13 protein-coding genes are annotated in these 16931 nt (G+C 73.2%); 9 read left to right on the top strand and 4 right to left on the bottom strand.

The features are described from left to right. Positions 1–298: 298 nt before the first annotated feature. From ACFV61_RS01690 to ACFV61_RS01680, 3 genes are all read left to right on the top strand, one after another. A complete protein-coding gene (locus ACFV61_RS01690) occupies positions 299–1522 on the top strand; it encodes a benzoate/H(+) symporter BenE family transporter (RefSeq protein ID WP_380423325.1) in 1224 nt (407 codons plus the stop codon). A gap of 230 nt (positions 1523–1752) precedes the next feature. Continuing rightward, positions 1753–2931 carry a M64 family metallopeptidase gene (locus tag ACFV61_RS01685; RefSeq protein ID WP_380423326.1) on the top strand — a complete coding sequence of 393 codons (1179 nt, stop codon included), beginning with the start codon at positions 1753–1755 and terminating at the stop codon, positions 2929–2931. Positions 2932–3029: 98 nt separating this feature from the next. Further along, a complete protein-coding gene (locus ACFV61_RS01680; RefSeq protein WP_380489452.1) occupies positions 3030–4391 on the top strand; it encodes a nitrate/nitrite transporter in 1362 nt (453 codons plus the stop codon). Positions 4392–4454: 63 nt separating this feature from the next. On the opposite strand, the gene ACFV61_RS01675 is transcribed toward ACFV61_RS01680, so the two are convergent. The 3 genes from ACFV61_RS01675 to ACFV61_RS01665 all read right to left on the bottom strand — a co-directional run bounded on the left by ACFV61_RS01675 (position 4455) and on the right by ACFV61_RS01665 (position 7421). Further along, complete coding sequence (locus ACFV61_RS01675) at positions 4455–5267, bottom strand: Bro-N domain-containing protein (RefSeq protein ID WP_380489450.1); 813 nt, start codon at positions 5265–5267, stop codon at positions 4455–4457. Positions 5268–5600: 333 nt separating this feature from the next. Then, on the bottom strand, positions 5601–6434 hold the full coding sequence (locus ACFV61_RS01670; RefSeq protein WP_380489448.1) for a Bro-N domain-containing protein: 834 nt from the start codon (positions 6432–6434) through the stop codon (positions 5601–5603). 165 nt (positions 6435–6599) lie between these two features. Beyond that, entirely contained in the window at positions 6600–7421 is an 822-nt protein-coding gene (locus ACFV61_RS01665) for a maleylpyruvate isomerase family mycothiol-dependent enzyme (protein ID WP_380489446.1), read from the bottom strand. Between the two features lie 173 nt (positions 7422–7594). On the opposite strand from ACFV61_RS01665, the gene ACFV61_RS01660 reads away from it, so the two are divergent. From ACFV61_RS01660 to ACFV61_RS01650, 3 genes are all read left to right on the top strand, one after another. Next, a complete protein-coding gene (locus ACFV61_RS01660; RefSeq protein ID WP_380369791.1) occupies positions 7595–8392 on the top strand; it encodes a carbon-nitrogen family hydrolase in 798 nt (265 codons plus the stop codon). A 202-nt stretch (positions 8393–8594) separates the two neighbouring features. After that, positions 8595–9728 carry a GntR family transcriptional regulator gene (locus ACFV61_RS01655; protein ID WP_380489443.1) on the top strand — a complete coding sequence of 378 codons (1134 nt, stop codon included), beginning with the start codon at positions 8595–8597 and terminating at the stop codon, positions 9726–9728. A 115-nt stretch (positions 9729–9843) separates the two neighbouring features. Further along, a complete protein-coding gene (locus ACFV61_RS01650) occupies positions 9844–10491 on the top strand; it encodes a hypothetical protein (protein WP_063348510.1) in 648 nt (215 codons plus the stop codon). Positions 10492–10543: 52 nt separating this feature from the next. Here the strand turns inward: ACFV61_RS01650 and ACFV61_RS01645 are convergent, their stop codons facing one another. Beyond that, a complete protein-coding gene (locus ACFV61_RS01645) occupies positions 10544–11329 on the bottom strand; it encodes an SLATT domain-containing protein (protein WP_363619432.1) in 786 nt (261 codons plus the stop codon). Between the two features lie 375 nt (positions 11330–11704). On the opposite strand from ACFV61_RS01645, the gene purD reads away from it, so the two are divergent. The 3 genes from purD to ACFV61_RS01630 all read left to right on the top strand — a co-directional run bounded on the left by purD (position 11705) and on the right by ACFV61_RS01630 (position 16904). Next, positions 11705–12952 (top strand): phosphoribosylamine--glycine ligase, encoded by a 1248-nt coding sequence (gene purD / locus ACFV61_RS01640; RefSeq protein ID WP_063348512.1) that lies wholly within the window; start codon positions 11705–11707, stop codon positions 12950–12952. Between the two features lie 532 nt (positions 12953–13484). After that, the gene (locus ACFV61_RS01635; protein ID WP_380489440.1) at positions 13485–15065 is read left to right on the top strand and encodes a hypothetical protein; all 1581 of its coding nucleotides are present in this window, start codon (positions 13485–13487) and stop codon (positions 15063–15065) included. Positions 15066–15284: 219 nt separating this feature from the next. Continuing rightward, the gene (locus tag ACFV61_RS01630) at positions 15285–16904 is read left to right on the top strand and encodes a N,N-dimethylformamidase beta subunit family domain-containing protein (protein WP_244293413.1); all 1620 of its coding nucleotides are present in this window, start codon (positions 15285–15287) and stop codon (positions 16902–16904) included. The last annotated feature ends 27 nt before the right edge of the window (positions 16905–16931 follow it).

The raw sequence follows: 16931 nt of genomic DNA, 5'->3' as shown, positions 1-16931 counted from the left end.
GGCGGGCCGCCCCCCGCGCCGGCTGAGGCGCTGGGGGGGCGCGCGGCGCGCGCGCCCGACCCCCGCCGCCCGCGCCCCCCCCCCCCCCCCCGGCCGCCGGGCCCCGCCCCCCCTCCGCTTCTGCCCGCCCGTCGGCCGGCGCTGGGAGCGAGGCCGGCGGACGGCGATCAGGACCAGCCGATGACGGACACGCACATGACGTGACTTCATCCCTACAGACGTGCATCCTCGCCGGGGGTTGCAGGTGGTTTCAAAGACTTTTCCGGGGCCCCGGCGCGGCGTTCGGGATACTTCCGGAATGACTGAAGAGCTGACGGTCCGACCGGAGACGGTGCCGGACAGGGGCGGGGAGCGCCGGTCACTGCGACGGGACGTGTCGGGGCCGGCGCTGCTGGCGGGGCTGGTCTGCATCGCGGTGTCGTTCTCGGGGCCGCTGGTGGTGGTGCTTGCGGCGGCGGCCGCCGGACGGCTGGACGCGGCGCACACGGCGTCCTGGATCTGGGCGATGGCCATCGGCAGCGGGCTGAGCGGCTTCGCGCTGAGCTGGTGGACCAGGACCCCGGTGATCACCGCCTGGTCCACCCCGGGCGCCGCGCTGCTGGTGACCAGCCTGGGCGCGTACCCGTACCGGGAGGCGGTGGGGGCGTTCCTGGTGAGCGCGGTGGTGGTGACGCTCTTCGGGGTGACCGGCTGGTTCGGCCGGCTGATCGCGGCGGTGCCGACCGGGATCGTCAACGCGATGCTGGCGGGCATCCTGTTCTCCTTCGGCGCCGGGATCTTCGGCGCCGTGCACGGCGCGCCGGTGCTGGTGGTCGGCAGCCTCGCGGCCTTCCTGCTGGCCAAGCGGCTGGCCCCGCGGTACGCCGTCCCGGTGGCGCTGCTGGTGGGCGGGGTGCTGGCGGCGCTGACCGTCGGACTCCCGCTGCACCTGGGCGCGGGCGGGCCGACCCGGCCGGTGTTCACCGTGCCGGGGTTCTCCTGGGCGGCCACGGTGGGGCTGGCGCTGCCGCTCACGATCGTGGTGCTGGCCTCGCAGAACGCACCGGGCCTGGGGGTGATGCGGGCCTTCGGCTACCGGCCGGACGACCGGCTGCTGATCGGGTCGACCGGTGTGGTGTCGCTGCTGCTGGCACCGTTCGGCTCGCCGGGGGTGAACCTGGCGGCGATCACGGCGGCGATCTGCTCCGGCCCGGAGAGCCACCCCGACCCGCGCCGCCGCTACGTCGCGGGGATGTCCTCGGGCGTGCTGTACGTGCTGGTGGGCAGCTTCGGCGGGGTGCTGGTGAGCCTGTTCACCGGCCTGCCGAAGGAACTGATCGCGGTGATCGCCGGGGTCGCCCTGCTGGCCTCGCTGCAGGGCAGCCTGGCGGCGGCGGTGGCGGACGAGCGGGGGCGGGACGCGGCGGTGGTGACCTTCCTGGCCAGCGCCTCGGGGATGAGCCTGTTCGGGATCGGCTCGGCCTTCTGGGGCCTGCTGTTCGGGCTCGGCACCCACCTGGTGCTGAACCTCCGCAGGCGCTGACGAGGGGCCTGTCATCGGCCATATTCCAGTCATTGGGATGACTGGTGAGGTGAGGGTCATTCGGCCAGGTCGGTGACATTTTCGGCGCGCGGTAGGGGTGACACACCCGTCCGGGTACGTCTTCGCTCCACCACCCGGGCTACGCCGGGTGACCGGAACCCCGAGGACGCACCCGTATGCCACCTGGCAACCCTGGCCGTCTCGTTCGGAGTCTGGCCGCGCTCGTGCTGGTGTCCACCGCCGTACTCCCCGCCGCCCTGGAACTGGTCGGCCCCTCGCCGTTCGGCGTGATCGGGCCGGGCGCCCCCGCCGACCGGGCGGTCCCGCCGCACAGCGCACAGCGCGCCGACCGCCGGACCGTCACGGCCGCCCCCACCGTCGACATACGCCGCACCGGGGACCCGGCCAACCGGATCACCCTGGTCCTGCTCGGCGACGGCTACACGGCCACCGAACAGGACCTGTTCCGACAGCAGGTCGACCGGGCCTGGCACGCGCTGATGGCCATCGAGCCGTTCCGCACCTACCAGGGGTTCTTCAACATACGGCGGGTCGAAGTGGTCTCCCCGGTCTCCGGGATAGCCGAGACCGAGAGCCGCGGCCGCAACCCCGCCACCCCGCTCGGCATGCACTTCTGGTGCGACGGAACCGCCCGGCTGCTCTGCGCCGACGAATCCGCCACCGCCCGGTACGCGGGCGACAGCTCCGGGCCGCAGTACCTGATAGCCCTGGCCAACTCCACCGAGTACGGCGGCGCCGGCGGCACCGGGGTGACCACCCTGGCCGGCGGCAGCCCGGACGCCGGGCGGATCATCCAGCACGAGATCGGACACACCGTGGGGGACCTCGGCGACGAGTACGACAGCGCCCCGGACGACGCCGAGTACCCGAACCTCGCCACCCTCGACGCCGACGACATGCGCAAGAAGCAGACCAAGTGGTGGCGCTGGCTGGGCGCGCAGTCCCCGGACGGCGCCGGGACGGTCGGCGCCTACCGCAGCGCCAACGGCCTCTACCGGCCCACCCCCGACTCGGTGATGCGCACCCTGGGCAGCGCCTACAACCTGCCGTCGCGCGAAGCGATCATGGAGGAGCTGTACCGCAGGATCCGGCCCACCGACGCCCCGTCGCCGCCGCCCGGCGAGGTGAGCGGGCACCCCCGGCTGAACGTCCGGCCGGTGCCGCTGACCGGCCCGCGACAGCTGAAGGTCGAATGGAAGGTGGACGGCGTCGCGGTGACGCCGCAGGCCGCCGACGGCACCTGGCTCGACACCGACCAGCTGAACCTGGCCCCGGGCCGGACGGCCACCGTCACGGCGACCGTCCGGGACACCACCGACTGGGTGCGGGACGAGGCCTTCCGGGACCGTTACATGACCCGGTCGGTGTCCTGGACGGTGACCGGCTGATGCCCGGTCCGCGGAATCCGTGGAATCCGCGGTCCGTGGACGATCGACCGCACCCCGCACTGGGCGTCCCATCATGGGATGACTAGTCTGGTCGCACTATGACCGTGGAGCCCGCCCGCTCAGCCGCACCCCTGTCCGTCCCCGCTCCCCGAACCGCCGACTCGCCGCCGTCGGCAGCCCCCGCACCGTCGGCAGCCCCCGCGCCGTCCCCGCCCGGCGGGCGCGCGGCCTGGCTCGCCTGGTCCATCGGCGTCAGCGTCTACATCCTCGCGGTGATCCACCGCACCAGCCTCGGCGTGGCCGGACTGGACGCCGCCGACCGCTTCGGCATCGGCGCCTCCGCGCTCTCCACCTTCTCGATCCTCCAGGTGCTGGTCTACGCGGCCATGCAGATACCGGTCGGCCTGCTCGTCGACCGGATCGGGCCGCGCCGGGTGCTGCTGATCGGCGTCGTCCTGCTGAGCTTCGGCCAACTGGCCTTCGCGTTCAGCTCCTCCTTCGCCCCCGCGCTGGCCTCCCGGGCGGTGCTCGGCTGCGGCGACGCGATGACCTTCATCAGCGTGCTGCGGCTCGCCGCCCGATGGTTCCCCGCCGCCCGGAACCCGTTCGTGGCCCAGCTCACCGGCCTCGCCGGAATGGGCGGCAACCTGATCACCACCGTGGTGCTCGCACAGGCCCTGCACCGCGAGGGCTGGACACCCACCTTCACCGCGATCGCCCTGCTCGGCGTCGCGGTCTTCGCGCTGGTCGCGCTCTTCCTCAAGGAGGCCCCGGCCGCCGCCGTACGGCCGGTCGAACACCCGCCCGCGCCGCGGCCGAACGTCGGCCGACAGGTCCGAGCGTGCTGGCGCGAACCGGGCACCCGGCTCGGGCTCTGGGTGCACTTCACCACCCAGTTCCCCGGCAACGCCTTCGGCCTGCTCTGGGGCCTGCCCTACCTGGTGGAGGCGCAGGGCCTCTCCCGGGCCGCGGCCGGCGGAATGCTGACCCTGCTGGTGCTCAGCAACATGGCCTTCGGCTTCCTGTTCGGCCGGGTGCTCTCCGTCTCGGCGCGAGCCCGGATGCCGATCGTCCTCACCGTCATCACGGCCACCGCCCTCGGCTGGGCGCTCGTCCTGGGCTGGCCCGGCGGACACCCGCCGATCTGGCTGCTGTCCGCCATCATCGTGGTGATGGGCAGCAACGGCCCGGCCTCACTGGTCGGCCTCGACTACGCCCGCGCCCGCAACCCGGTGGAGCGCCTCGGCACCGCCTCCGGGATCGTCAACATGGGCGGCTTCATCGGCACGATGATCACCCTCTTCGGCATCGGCGTCCTCCTGGACGGCCTCTCCCCGGCCGGCACCGACTCCTACTCGGCCGACGCCTTCCGCTGGGCGTTCTGCTGGCAGTACGTCCCGCTGGCGGTCGGCACGGCGATGATCCTGCGCCTGCGCCGCAAGGTCGCGGCGGGGGCGTAGGGTCTCTGAACTGCGGAAACGCGATTAGTCTCAGAATTTCTGAGGGTATACGGCACCGGCGGATCAGCGCCCGTACTCCCGCAACATCTCGGCCATCTGCGGCGGTGTCCCGTAGATCCGGGCGCCGTGCAGCTCCGCGTGCATGAGCCCGTCATCCGGTGGGGACTTCTGCTGCGCCGCGTTCCGCATGCGGATCAGGTCCACCAGCTTCAGTTTGGGGCAGCCGGGGACGATCCGGCTGGCCCGGATTCCGACCCGTTCCTCGCCTGGGCAGGCGAAGTAGGCGCCGAATGGCGGCCCGCTGTCTTCCTCCCGGTTCGGCAGGTGGAGGACCATCTCGCCGTGGCGGCAGTGGACCGTCCCGTCCGAGTGGACGGTCAGGCCGGGCCAGTTCTCGTGGTCGATCTTGGCGACGATCCGTACGTTCTGCCCGATCGCCTCGGTCAGGGTCTCCGCCATCCGTCGCTGCTGGATGGGGATGTCGGTGTCCCCGCGGCGGACGGAGGGGATCAGCTCGTCGGTAACCCAGGTTCGGAAGGGTCGAGCAGAGCGCTTCTCCGACCTCATAAGGAGGCTGTACAGTCCTGCCTCGCTCACCACGCCGAGCAACGGATTTCCCTGCCGGTAGGGTTTCTGACCTGTGGAAACGCCGTAACCATCACCTTGGGCGATGGTTACCGACCGTAGGTCGACAGTGCTGTGCTGGTGGGGCTCCAGCCCTTTGACTGCATCGGTCGGATTGCGTCGGCCCAGGACTCGGCACACGTCCGCCACGGCAAACCACGGTTGTCCGTCGATCATCACGACTCTGATCGGTTGCCCCGTGACCGGGAAGCTCGATCGAACCAGAGTCATCTGCTGCTGTTCGTCGTCCATGGGGACGCCCCTCCTTCTTCCGGGTGATGGCGGGAGTGTCCGGAACAACGAGGTCGAACGGGTGAGGTGTTGGTGCTGGATTGACGGATGGATGCACGAGTGGTGCCGACCCGGCGTGCACTCGTGCGTGTACGCCGGGTGGCGTGCGCTGTGGGGCGGTCGGGGTCAGATGGTGACCGCGAAGGCGGGCAGGACGCGGTCGGCGAGCTCCTGCGTCTGCGTTGGAAGGTTGTGGCGGCGGGGGCGTAGGGTTTCTGACCTGCGAAAACCTCGTAACCCTAGCTTTCAGCGAGGGTCTCGAGCGTCATGCCCCCGGTATACGGCATCGGTGGTTCAGCGCCGGTACTCACGCAGCAGTTCGGCGAGCTGTGGCGGCGTCCCGTAGATGCGGCCAATGTGGCCGTCGTTCACTTCTGCGTACATGAGCCCGCGATCGGGCTCGGGTTCACGGTCCGACCTGGGTAGTGCTTCGCGCCGCATGCGGATCAGGTCCACCAGCTTCAGTTTGGGGCAGCCGGGGACGATCCGGCTGGCCCGGATTCCGACCCGTTCCTCGCCTGGGCAGGCGAAGTAGGCGCCGAACGGTGGTCCGCTGTCCTCTTCGCGGTTCGGCAGGTGGAGGACCATCTCGCCGTGCTGGCAGTGGACCGTCCCGTCCGAGTGGACGGTCAGGCCGGGCCAGTCCTCGTGGTTGATCTCGGCGACGATCCGTACGTTCTGCCCGATCGCCTCGGTCAGGGTCTCCGCCATCCGTCGCTGCTGGATGGGGATGTCGGTGTCCCCGCGACGGACGGAGGGAAGGAGGTCGCGGGTGACCCAGTCCCTGAACGGCTTGGATGACCGATTGTTGGACCTCATCAGCAGGCTGTACAAGCCGGCCTCGTTGACGAGGTTCAGGAAGGGATTTCCGCCGTTGTACAGCTTCCCACCTGCGGAAACGCCGTATGCCTGACTTTTAGTCAGGCATACGGATCGCATATCGACAGTGCGAGTGTCCTTGGGATCCACGGTCTTGCTCGCGCGGCTTGCGCTGCCTCGATCGAGAATCGTGCACACGTCCGCTGTGACGAACCACGGTTGTCCGTCGATCATCACGACTCTGATCGGTTGGCCTGTGACCGGGAAGCTGGACCGGACCAGAGTCATCTGCTGCTGTTCGTCGTCCATGGGGACGTTTCTCCTTCTTCCGGGTGATGGTGGGAGTGCCCGGAACAACGAGGTCGAACGGGTGAGGTGTTGGTGCTGGATTGACGGATGGATGCGCGAGTGGTGCCGACCCGGCGCGCACTCGTGCGTGTACGCCGGGTGGCGTGCGCTGTGGGGTGGCTGGGGTCAGATGGTGACCGCGAAGGCGGACAGGACGCGGTCGGCGAGTTCCTTGTCGCCGTCGATGGTGACCGGGCCGGGGCGGCCGCGGCCGCAGGCGAGCCGGAGGTAGGTCTCCCAGCCCATGGTGAGCTGGACGTCGGGGGCCAGGCTGATCGACTCGTCGACGGTGCCGCGGCCGGTCGAGTCGACCCGGATGGTGCGCAGGAACTCCACGCGGCCGGTGACGTCCAGGACCATGGCCGTTCCGGCCGGGGCGCCGGCCTGGTGGGCGACGGCCTTGGGCAGCAGCCCCAGCAGGACGTCCCGGGCGATCAGGGCGGCCGGGGAGTCGAGGTTGCCGGGGGTGCCCAGGGCGCGGCGCAGGTCCTGCTCGTGCACCCAGACGTCGAAGGCCCGCAGGCGCAGCAGCTCGTGGTACGGCACGTCGCGGCTGTTCGGGCCGCCCGGCCAGCGCACCGGCTCCAGGGGCATCTGCTTGGCGTTCCGCAGCGCCCGGGAGCGGCGGATGATCGTGTACTCCAGCTCGCTGGTCATCTCCAGCGCGGTGTGGCAGCGGCGCTTGTCGACCGGCAGTTCGATGTAGCGGGCGAAGTCGGTGGTGACGTGGCGAAGGTCACGTGGCAGGGAGTGGATCGGGCGGGGGTCGCCGAGGAGTTCGGACTCGACCGCGATGATGTGCGAGACGACGTCCCGGACCGACCAGCCGGGGCATTCGGTGGCCCGGTTCCAGGAGCCCTCGGGGAGGGGGGCGACCAGCTCCGATATGGACTCGATGCTCTGGGCCCACGCCTCCGTGTAAGCCTGCACGGTCTGGTTGTCCGTCACGGGAATCTCTGGCCCTCCGTCAGCTTCCTTGCCCTCTGCGCCCGGCCTCCCCGGTCGGCCGGGATGGTCCGGCTTCCGGGCGCACAAGCTAACCGCACGTTACGCTGCCGGGAGACAGCTGGGCAGCGCTTTCGGGTGACGATCGTAGGTCTCTTGCCGTGGACGGTGGTACTGTGCGCGCTTCATTGATCCAACTCGGGGTCTCCGACGCCGAGCCGCCCGCCGAACGGCGGGCCCGGGCCGCCGCGCTGGTCCGGGCGCAGCAGGGTGCGGACCTGGTGGTCCTGCCGGAGCTGTGGCCGCTCGGCGGCTTCGCCTACGACCTGTGGTCGGACGGCGCCGAGACGCTGGACGGGCCCACGTCGGACGCGATGGCGGCGGCCGCGCGGGCGGCCGGGGTCTGGCTGCACGCCGGTTCGATCGTCGAGCGCGATCCGGACGGGCCGATCTACAACACCTCGCTGCTGTTCGCCCCGGACGGCGAGCTGGTGCACACCTACCGCAAGATCCACCGTTTCGGTTTCGACAGCGGCGAGGCGGTGGTGATGGGCGCCGGGCAGGAGATCGTCACCGCGGCCACCGACTTCGCCACCCTGGGCCTGGCCACCTGCTACGACCTGCGCTTCCCGGAGCTGTTCCGGGCGCTGCTGGACGCCGGCGCGCAGCTGCTGGTGGTTCCGGCGGCCTGGCCGGCCCGGCGGCGCGAGCACTGGACGCTGCTGGCGCGGGCGCGCGCGGTGGAGGAGCAGGCGTTCGTGCTGGCCTGCAACACCGCCGGGACGCACGCCGGGGTCGAGCAGGCCGGGCACAGCATCGTGGTGGACCCGTGGGGCCGGGTGCTGGCCGAGGCCGGTACGGAGGAGCAGGTGCTGACCGTCGAGTTCGATCCGGCCGAGGTGGGCAGGGCCCGCGAGGAGTTCCCGGTGCTGCGGGACCGCCTGCTGGGGATCCCGGCGCCGGTCCAGCGCTGACCCGGGCCCCGCCCCGCTCGGCCCCGCCCCGCCCGGCACGGCCCTGGCGGGGGGAGTCCGGGGGTGTCGGAGGCCTCCGGGGGGTTGGTTTGTACCTTCTCGGGGCGGGTTTGAGAAGATGAGCACTCGTCGTGTTCCCCGCCGCTCGTTGGCCGGTCCGCCGAGGGGCGGCCTGATCAGCCCGCCCCAGGAGGTTGCGCGCATGCCCGGCAACGGCGCAGGCGACACCCGTCCCGTCATCCAGCGCAACAGCCTGCGCGAGCAGATCGCCGGTGCGCTGCGCGAGGAGATGATGGCCGGCCGGCTGGCGGCCGGCCGCAACTTCACCGTCAAGGAGATCGCCGAGCTGTACGGAGTCTCGGCGACCCCGGCCCGCGAGGCGCTGGTCGACCTCGGTGCGCAGGGCCTGCTGCGGGCCGAGCACCACCGCGGGTTCACCGTGCCCGAGCTGGGCTGGGACGACTTCCTGGAGATCTTCGAGTCCCGGGTGCTGGTCACCGACAGCTACTACCGCCAGTTCTCCGCCCGCCGGGCGCTGCCGGACCTCGCCAGGCTGCCCTCGCTGCGCCGCCGGGCCGACGCGGCGGTCCGGGCCGCCCGGGCCGGGAACCTGGATGTGATGGTGGGCTGCGACCGCCGGTTCTGGCAGGAGGTCGCCGCGCTGATCGGCAACCGCCGGATCGGCGACTACCTGGACTGGCTGCGGGTGCAGTCGTGGATGTTCGCCGCGCCCTACTTGCGGGAGCTGCCCGTCCTGGCCGAGATCTGCTGGGACCGCCACCTCGACCTGGTCGACGCCATCGGCGCGCGGGACCTGGTCGGCGCGCACCGGATCATCTGCGAGTACAACCTGTACACCGCCCGGCTGCTGGCCGGGCTGGCCGGGCGGCCGCTGGAGTCGGTGACGGTGCTGGGGCTGCTCACCGAACCCCTGGACGACGAACCCCTGGACGACGAGCCGCTGGACGGCGAGCCTCTGGACAGCGAACTCCTGAATAGCGAACCCCTGGACGGCGAGCCCGATGGCGGCGGGCCCGGCGGCGGGTTCCTGGGCGGCGAGCCCGTGCCGCCGGCCCCGTCCGCCGAAGTCCCGTCGGTGGCGGCCGAACCGGTTCCCGGCCAGGCGTTCGACCAGGTCGGGAGGGGCCGACGCCGGCCGGGCGAGGAGGTCGGCCGGGAGCTCGGCCGGGAGCTCGGCCGCGAACTCGGGCTGGGCCTCGGCCTGGTGCCGCAGCCGCGCTCGGTGCCGTACGGCCGGTTCGGCCGGCGGCTGCCCGAACCGCCCCCGGACGCACCGCAGGGACGGCCCGACCCGCGCCCCGCCCCGGGCCGGTAGGGTGGGCGGTCGTCGAACCGGGCGTCCCGCACAACGGCCGTCCGGGTACCGACCCCGCCCCCGTCGTCGTCCCGTCCTGCGGGCGACCCCGCCGCCCGGAGAGGAACTGCCGGCCATGGCCTGCGACCTCTGGCTCGTCCCGCTCGTGGACGTGCTGAGCCACAGCCCCGACAATCCCTTCAGGGACGATCTCGCCCTCTACAACTCGGTGTTGGCCTCCCGCGGGCTGCCCGAGGTGCCGGTCTACCAGTACGTGCCGGGGCTGAGCGGGGCGGTCGAGCCGATAGCCGCCTTCGACTACGACTCGCTGCACTTCCTGCGCCGCGCCTACCTGCTGGGCCTCACCGGGCTGGACATCACGCCGGTGGACTCGCTCGGCGGCGACTACGAGCAGCTGCTGGAGATGTTCGAGAGCAGCGCCGAACAGTCGCACCTGGTCTGGCACTTCGACCACGCGGGCGCCTACGTGCCGATAGAGTTCCCGGCGCCGCTGGTGGACGACGCACTGCTCGCCTCCGGTGGTCCGCTCGGCTCCAGCCACGGGCTGCTGCGCGAACTGCAGGCCGTCGCCCCGGCGCTGGGCCTCGACCCGCTCAACCCGCCGGGCCCGACCCGGCCGCTCGGCCCGACCGGCCTGGAGCAGCCGTTCGGGCCGCCGCTGGACGACCTGCACCCCTTCGCCCGCGAGCGGCACGCCTGGGCGGGCCTGTACGCGGCGGCGACCCGCAGCCTCGCCCAGGGCTCGATGGTGGTCTTCGCCTGAGGCGCCCGGCCGCCTTCCGCCCGAGGCGCCGCCCGCCGCATCAGCCCGCCCGCTACCGCAGCGGCCCCTCCGGCGGCCGCTGGCGCGGCATGGTGGGCCGGGTGCCCGGCGGCGGCAGCACCCGCACCTGGGCGCCCACCCCGCTCTCGCTGCGCCCGCCCCAGGTGCCCGGGGCCTGGGTGGGCAGCTGGGTCATGGACGCGCGGAACTCCAGCATCCACTCCGAGGTCTCGGTGCGGACCATGTCCGAGACGTCCTCGCAGAACCGGCGCAGCACGCCGAGGCAGCGCTCGGCGGCTTCGCCCGCGGTGCCCTCGGTCGGGCCGAGCACCTCGCGCACGCACTCCGACGCCCAGTCGAACTGGAAGGCCTCCAGCCGGCGTTGCAGCGCCTGCGCGGTGCTGACGTCACGCATCCAGCCGGAGGTGAGGCCGAACACCCGGTCGGTGCCGTAGCAGGCGGCGGCGAGGGCCAGGCCGACGTAGCCCCAGCTGGTGCCGTGCGAGACCGCGCCGGTCAGGTCGACCAGCGGCGCGGTCACCCCGCCCACCGCGAAGCCGGCCGTGCCGAACCGCAGCAGGCGCGCCCAGCGGCGCTTCCAGATCCGGTCCTTGCGGTACCACTCGATCGCCTCGACCGCCCGCTCCTCGGACCAGCGGTACAGCTCCTCCAGGCGCTCGGCCGGCTCGCCCCAGTCCCCGAGGGGGAACTGTCGAGTGCTCAGATCGGTCCGTCGGCGGGTGGACGCCTGGCGGGCGATGGTCGCGGCGGGCGGGTCCTCCTCGCCGATCTCCTTGCCCCAGGCACTCTCCTCGGGCTGCATTTCCGGCTGGCTCACCTGTGGGGCTCCCTGTGGCGGGCGGACTGCTGGGTCTGGCGGTCTGGCGGTCCATCGGCTGACGCGGCGTCTGCCGTTGGTTGTCCAACAGCACTTCTTACCGCCAAATGGCTGACCATGGGGTCGCTTCCCCGGTGATCGTTACCGGATTCGGCCACCGGAGCCCGAGGTGGAAGGGATGCGGGGGGCGGCGAGATTTCACCCGTCCGAGGGAGGGTCCGGTGACCCGCCGTCCTGACTCGGGCACCCGGTGCGCACCGAGCCGGTCCGAGTTGGAGGTTTCTCCGACATCCTCGGCGTACGGACCTCCCCGACTGGAGGATCGGACGGGACCGGAGAGCGGCCGGAACTGGCCACCGACTACCCTTGCCAAGCGTGAAGGTCCTCGTCATCGGCGGCGGCGCCCGCGAACACGCCCTGTGCCGCTCTCTGTCCCAAGATCCCGCTGTCTCCGAGCTGCACTGTGCCCCGGGCAACGCCGGGATCGCGCAGGTGGCGACGGTCCACCCGGTCGACCAGCTGAACGGCGCGCAGGTCGCCGACCTGGCCGTGCGGCTCGGCGCCGCCCTGGTCGTCGTCGGCCCGGAGGCCCCGCTGGTCGCGGGCGTCTCCGACGCCGTGCGCGCGGTCGGCATCCCGGTGTTCGGCCCGTCCGCCGAAGCCGCCCAACTGGAAGGCTCCAAGGCCTTCGCGAAGGACGTGATGGCCGGGGCCGGCGTGCCCACCGCCCGCTCCTACGTCTGCACCACCCCGGCCGAGGCCGCCGAGGCGCTGGACGCCTTCGGCGCACCGTACGTGGTCAAGGACGACGGCCTGGCCGCCGGCAAGGGCGTGGTGGTCACCTCCGACCGCGCGGCCGCGCTGGAGCACGCCGCCTCCTGCGAGCGCGTGGTCATCGAGGAGTACCTGGACGGCCCCGAGGTGTCGCTGTTCGCGATCACCGACGGCACCACCGTCGTCCCGCTCCAGCCCGCGCAGGACTTCAAGCGCGCGCTGGACGGCGACGAGGGCCCCAACACCGGCGGCATGGGGGCCTACTCGCCGCTGCCGTGGGCGCCCGCCGGGCTGGTCGAGGAGGTCCAGCAGAGCGTCCTGCAGCCGACCGTCGACGAGCTGCGCCGCCGGGGCACCGAGTTCTCCGGCCTGCTGTACGCGGGCCTCGCGCTCACCTCGCGCGGCACCCGGGTGATCGAGTTCAACGCCCGCTTCGGCGACCCGGAGACCCAGGTCGTGCTGGCCCGGCTGCGCACCCCGCTGGCCGCCGTCCTGCTGGCCGCCGCCACCGGCACCCTGGACCAGCTGGAGCCGCTGCGCTGGGACGAGGGCGCGGCCGTCACCGTGGTCGTCGCCTCCGAGGGTTACCCGGCCGCGCCGCGCACCGGTGACCCGATCGAGGGCCTGGCCGAGGCCGAGGCCGACGGCACCGCGTTCGTCCTGCACGCCGGTACCAGGGCCGACGAGGACGGCCGGGTGCTGAGCGCCGGCGGCCGCGTCCTGTCGGTCACCGCGACCGGCGCCGACCTGGTGGAGGCGCGCGACCGCGCGTACGCCGCCGTGGACCGGATCACCCTCAAGGGCGGCCAGCACCGCACCGACATCGCCCTGAAGGCAGCCACCGAGTAGGCCCTGCCCCGCCTCCGCCCGCAGGGCGCCGCGCACCATGGGATTTCCCCCCATGGACGCAGCGCCCTGCGGCGTTTCCGGGGCGGGAGTGACTCCGGGGGCCGGCGCACCGTTCGGCGGTCGGATTCCAGCCCATCGGGTGACAGCACCCGCATCCGGCTGACGTAGCCGGGCGCCCGGCCTTATGGTGCGCTGGATCGCAGTGCGACGTGGCCGTGCGCCGGGGTCGCCGCCGGGTAGCGGTGTTCCCACGGGGGGATGCTGGACGGCGTCCGGCCGGGCGGGTGCCCGGGTGCTTCGCACCGGACCGGTCGTGACCGTCCGGAATCCGGGCGGTGTCACCGGGACGAGTGGAAACCGGGGCGATCCGGAACACCCACCCGGGCCGGTGCGTCGAACATGGCAGAAGCGCCACACAGCATGCACTACCGGGGATCGGACGCCTCCGCTTCCCGGTCGGAACTGATCGTTTCGAGTCGGCTCAGGGCCCGTCGCCGGGCGCCCGAGGGCTCCGAAGGGGGTGCCGCACCGTATGGCCGCAGTCGACACCGCGCGCGCTCACGCCCAGGCGGTCCTGCGGGTCCGAGGTCTCGCCCTGGCCGCCGCCGTCATGCCCGCCGCCGTCGCGGTGGTCCTGCTCGCGGGCCGGTTCACCGGGCGGATCGGCGCACCCGGCTCCTCCGACGCCGCCGGGTGGGACGCCGCCCGCTGGGCGGTCTGCGCGGTGGCCGCGCTGACCCTCCTGGTGGCCGGGCTGACCGCCCGCGCCTACCACCGGGCCGTCCCGCCCCGGACCCCGGCCGTCCCGCTGAAACGCGTCGAGGCGCCCGAGCTGTACCGGCTGATCGACGAACTCGCCGACCGGCTGGACGTGCCCGCGCCCTCCGCGGTGGCCCTCACCCCGGACTGCGACAGCTGGCTGGAGGACGTGCCGCAGGCTCGGCGGGCCCGCCCGTTCCGGCCGCACCCCGAGCCGCCCGGCCCGGTCCTGGTGATCGGCTCGCCCTTCCTGTGGTGGATGCGGGCCGGCGAACTGCGCGCCCTGCTCGCCCCCGTGGTGGCCGGCACCGCCGCCTCCGCCGACCCGGAGATCGCCGCCGCCCGCCGCTTCCTGCGCAGCCTGGACGCCAGCTTGGACTCCGGCCATGCCGCCCCCGGCCTCGGCGGCGGCACCCTGGCGGGCCCGCCCCGGCCGGAGCGCCGCGGTCCGGCCGCGCTCGCCGAGCGGATCACCCGCGGGATCACCTGTCGGCTGCTCGGTGCCTGCCGCGGCCACGCCGCCGAGCTGGAGCGCTCCGTCGCGAGCTGGGCCTCCGAGCAGGCCAGGACGGTCGACTACGGCCTGCGGATCGCCGCCCAGGAGCAGGTCGGCCTGGCCTACGCGGGCTGGGACCGGCTGCTCACCCGGGTCGCGCTGCCCGCCTGGCGGCTCGGCCGCCACCCCGCCCACCTCAACGCCGGCGTCGTCTCCGCCCTCACCGAGCTGTCCCGGCGCGACCGCCTGGCCGACGGCTACGGCACCCGGCTCGGCGACCGCCCCGCCTGCGACCTGCTGGAGGAGCCCGGCACCGTCGACCGGGCGGTCTCCCGGCTCGCCGCCGAGCTGTTCTTCGGCAGCCCGGCCGCCGGCGCCTGGCACGAGCTGGAGTGGACCGACTACCCGGCCGACGTGGTGGACGCCGGCTGGCGGGCCCGTGCTGCCGCCCTCCAGACCGCCCTGGACCGGCTCGCCCCGCAGGCCCGCCCCGGCTCCCCGACGCTCACCCGGCTGCTGGTCCGGCTCGCCGAGGGCGAGGGGGAGCAGCTGGCCGCCGCGCTGGCCGCCCAGCTGGCCCGCACGACCGCCCCGGCCCCGCTGCTCGAAACCGCCCGCAGCGGCCGTGACCTGCTGGTCGACCACGTCACCGCGATGGTCTGCTGCGCCGCCGTGGACACCGCGGGCGGCGCGCCCGGCCTGGACTGGCTGGACGGTCCGGTGCTGCTGCTGGGCGGGATCCGCCGTACCGACCTGGCCGGGCCGGTCGCCCAGGCCGTCGAGCAGGGCCAGGACGGCCCGCTGCGGGCCTGGCTGGACGCCGCCGACGTCCGTCTGGAGAAACCCGTCCGGTTGTGAGCCGGACAGGCGGCGCTCGGCGCTCCGGCGCGCGCCCCCAAACCGACCGGCGGGCGGCCGTCTTCGCAGGCCGGAGGCCCGGCCGGGGGAGGGCGTGAGATTCCCGGCACCAATTGCGACCACAGGGTGACGGAGCGCCAGCACTCTGTGGTGTATTAGACCGCACGCACATCCGGGGGGCACGTGCCAACCGGGCGGAAGTGCACCTGGGAGGGGCGCGTGGGCACGGAACTCAACCGCCGCTGGGAGTCCGGAACGCACGCTTACAGCGTCTCCGACCCCTTCGGCCAGGGCCCGCTGCCCTGGCTGCGCAGCCCGGACCAGTACCTGGCCGGCGCCGAGGGCGCCGTCCCCTGGTACGTCTCGGTGAACGCGCCCGGCCAGCGGCCGCTGGCGGTCGGCGCCCGGCCCAAGCCGCCGGTCGGCACCCCGCAGAGCGCCAACGACGTGGACCAGCAGATCAAGGGCTTCGCCTCGGCCGGGGTGATCCGCCCCGGCGGTTCGGTGGACTTCCGGGTCACCGTCAACCCGCCCCGCGAGTTCACCGTGGACGTCTGGCGGATCGGCCACTACGGCGGCGACGGCGCCCGCCACATGACGTCCAGCCCGCTGATCGCCGGGCTGGCCCAGCCCGCCCCGCTGGTGGTCGAGCGGACGGTCTCCTGCCACCACTGGTGGCACTCCTGGCGGTTGCAGATCCCGGTGCACTGGAAGCCCGGCGCGTACGTCGCCGTGCTGACCACCGCGGACATGCTGCACCGCAGCCACATCCCGTTCACCGTCCGGGACTTCGAGGACCGGGAGCACGCCGCCGAACTGCTCCTGGTGGTCCCGGACGTGACCTGGCAGGCCTACAACCTGTTCCCCGAGGACGGCCGCAGCGGCGCCAGCCTCTACCACGCCTGGGATGGTCTGGGCGGCCTGGTCGGCGAGCCGGAGGCGGCCGTCACGGTCTCCTTCGACCGCCCGCACGCCACCGCCGGGCTGCCGCTGCACGTCGGCCACGCGTACGACTTCATCCGCTGGGCCGAGCGCTACGGCTACGACCTCTCCTACGCCACCGCCACCGACCTGCACGCGGGCCTGGTCGACCCGGGGCGGCACCGGGCGCTGATCTTCCCGGGCCACGACGAGTACTGGTCCGAGCCGATGCGCCGGGCCGTCGAGCAGGCCAGGGACGACGGCACCTCGCTGGTGTTCCTGTCCGCCAACACCATGTACTGGCGGGTCGAGCTGACCGCCGCCGCCTCCGGCGAACCCAACCGGCTGCTCAACTGCCGCAAGCGGCAGAAGGTCCAGCCGGGCAGCCCGGCCGTCGGGGTGCCCGGTTCGGCCAGCGCGCTGTGGCGGGACGCCGGCGAGCCCGAGCAGCAGGTGCTCGGCCTGCAGTACTCGGGCCGGGTCGCCGCGCCCGTCCCGCTGATCGCCCGGCACACCGCGCACTGGCTCTGGGACGGTACGGGCCTGCAGGAGGGCGACGAACTGCCCGGCCTGGTCGCCGGCGAGGCCGACCGCTACTACCCCAAGGTGGCGCTGCCCGAGCACACCGAGCGGGTGCTGCTCGCGCACTCGCCGTACCAGGACCTCGGCGGCCGCACCCGCTACCAGGAGACCTCGCTGTACCGGGCGCCCAGCGGCGCGTACGTGTTCGCGGCCGGCACCTTCGCCTGGTCGCCCGCGCTGGGCCGCCCCGGCCTCACCGACGAGCGGATCCAGCGGGCCACCGCGAACCTGCTCGACCGCCTCGGCAAGAACGAGCCCGCCCCCGGCAAGAACGGTGCCGCCCTCGGCCGGAGCGGGGCCGCCCTCGGCCAGAAACGGGGTCTCGGGGGTTCGTGAAAGACTGCGGGGGCAGTGACCTCCCCT

It is taken from the genome of Kitasatospora sp. NPDC059817 (assembly GCF_042731835.1).
Classification (GTDB): Bacteria; Actinomycetota; Actinomycetes; order Streptomycetales; family Streptomycetaceae; genus Kitasatospora.
The sequence above is the reverse complement of the archived record's forward strand: the minus strand, read 5'-3'. Positions and strand labels throughout refer to the sequence as shown.

Bases quoted from the DNA above. Each gene is read 5' to 3' on its own strand.
- ACFV61_RS01690 (WP_380423325.1), top strand. From the start codon at position 299: ATGACTGAAGAGCTGACGGTCCGACCGGAGACGGTGCCGGACAGGGGC.
- ACFV61_RS01680 (WP_380489452.1), top strand. From the start codon at position 3,030: ATGACCGTGGAGCCCGCCCGCTCAGCCGCACCCCTGTCCGTCCCCGCT.
- ACFV61_RS01675 (WP_380489450.1), bottom strand. From the start codon at position 5,267: ATGGACGACGAACAGCAGCAGATGACTCTGGTTCGATCGAGCTTCCCG.
- ACFV61_RS01670 (WP_380489448.1), bottom strand. From the start codon at position 6,434: ATGGACGACGAACAGCAGCAGATGACTCTGGTCCGGTCCAGCTTCCCG.
- ACFV61_RS01655 (WP_380489443.1), top strand. From the start codon at position 8,595: ATGCCCGGCAACGGCGCAGGCGACACCCGTCCCGTCATCCAGCGCAAC.
- ACFV61_RS01650 (WP_063348510.1), top strand. From the start codon at position 9,844: ATGGCCTGCGACCTCTGGCTCGTCCCGCTCGTGGACGTGCTGAGCCAC.
- ACFV61_RS01635 (WP_380489440.1), top strand. From the start codon at position 13,485: ATGGCCGCAGTCGACACCGCGCGCGCTCACGCCCAGGCGGTCCTGCGG.